Source organism: Candidatus Bathyarchaeota archaeon (assembly GCA_026014685.1).
Lineage (GTDB): Archaea > Thermoproteota > Bathyarchaeia > Bathyarchaeales > Bathycorpusculaceae > Bathycorpusculum.
Window position 1 is genome coordinate 1 of sequence record JAOZHW010000017.1, and the last position, 1,084, is coordinate 1,084.

The following is a 1,084-nucleotide window of genomic DNA, read 5'->3' on the forward strand; positions in this document are numbered from 1 at the left end:
GGTATAATCCATTTTGAAGTGCAACTCTGAGTGGTATACTCAGGGTTGTATGAGAAGATATAATCAGTTAACAATGGAAGACCGGGAGGAGATTTACCGACTCCTGGAATTGGGTAAAACCCAGACAGCGATAGCCAAAGCGCTGGGGCGAAACAAAAGCACCATAGGACGAGAGATCAAACGGAACCGGCACCAGAAGTTTGACGAGTACCTGCCAGACACCGCCGAACGGAAAGCATCCAAACGCAAGGCTAACGGGCGAAAAGAACGATATGTAGACCGGTTTCCTGGGCTTAAAGCCAAGGTCCTGAAAAAGCTTAAACAAGGGTGGAGTCCGGATATAATCGCCGGCAAACTGCGTAACACCGGTCAGAGCTACCTGACCAAGGAGAGTATATACCAGTTCATATACAGCCCGGAAGGGCGCAAACAGAATCTAAGACAGCATCTGCCTCATGCCCACCGTATAAGACGCAAGAGGAATGGCAGAAAACATACCAAAGGTACCATACCTGGCAGGGTTGACATATCTCTTAGGCCGCAAGAAGTTGAGACCCGCACGGAGTTTGGCCATTGGGAAGGCGATACTGTAGTATACCAGGGCCATTCCCAAAGGCTGGCCACTCACTTGGAAAGGAAGACCAGGTATCTGGTGGTCTTAAAACCTGCAACCAACAAAGCCAAGGAACGAGCCGGGCTGATCACTGGGTGCTTCTCTAAACTGCCCCAATTAGCCAGAAAAACCATTACCTTTGACAACGGCCTGGAGTTTGCCGAGCATCAAAGAATAACCAACCAATTAGGAACCCAAGTATATTTTGCCAAGCCTTATTCCTCTTGGCAAAGAGGCAGCAATGAGAATGCCAACGGAATACTGAGAAGATATTTACCAAGGAACGTAGATCTTAATGAGCTGACAGGAAAACAACTATCTGCCATTATAAATTACATCAACCACCGACCTCGTAAAATACTTGACTACAGAACTCCTGCCGAAGCTTTCAAGCAAGAACTCGTAAATATAAAACCACCAAGCTAACCTTTTTTAAAATCCTCAAAGTTGCACTTGCAAATGGAACTCAGG

At 46.8% G+C, this 1,084-nt stretch carries 1 protein-coding gene; it reads left to right on the top strand.

Annotated features, from left to right (window positions below):
* Positions 1-49: 49 nt before the first annotated feature.
* A complete protein-coding gene (locus NWE96_11005; GenBank protein ID MCW3984501.1) occupies positions 50-1,039 on the top strand; it encodes an IS30 family transposase in 990 nt (329 codons plus the stop codon).
* Positions 1,040-1,084: the final 45 nt, after the last annotated feature.

Bases quoted from the DNA above. Each gene is read 5' to 3' on its own strand.
- NWE96_11005 (MCW3984501.1), top strand. From the start codon at position 50: ATGAGAAGATATAATCAGTTAACAATGGAAGACCGGGAGGAGATTTAC.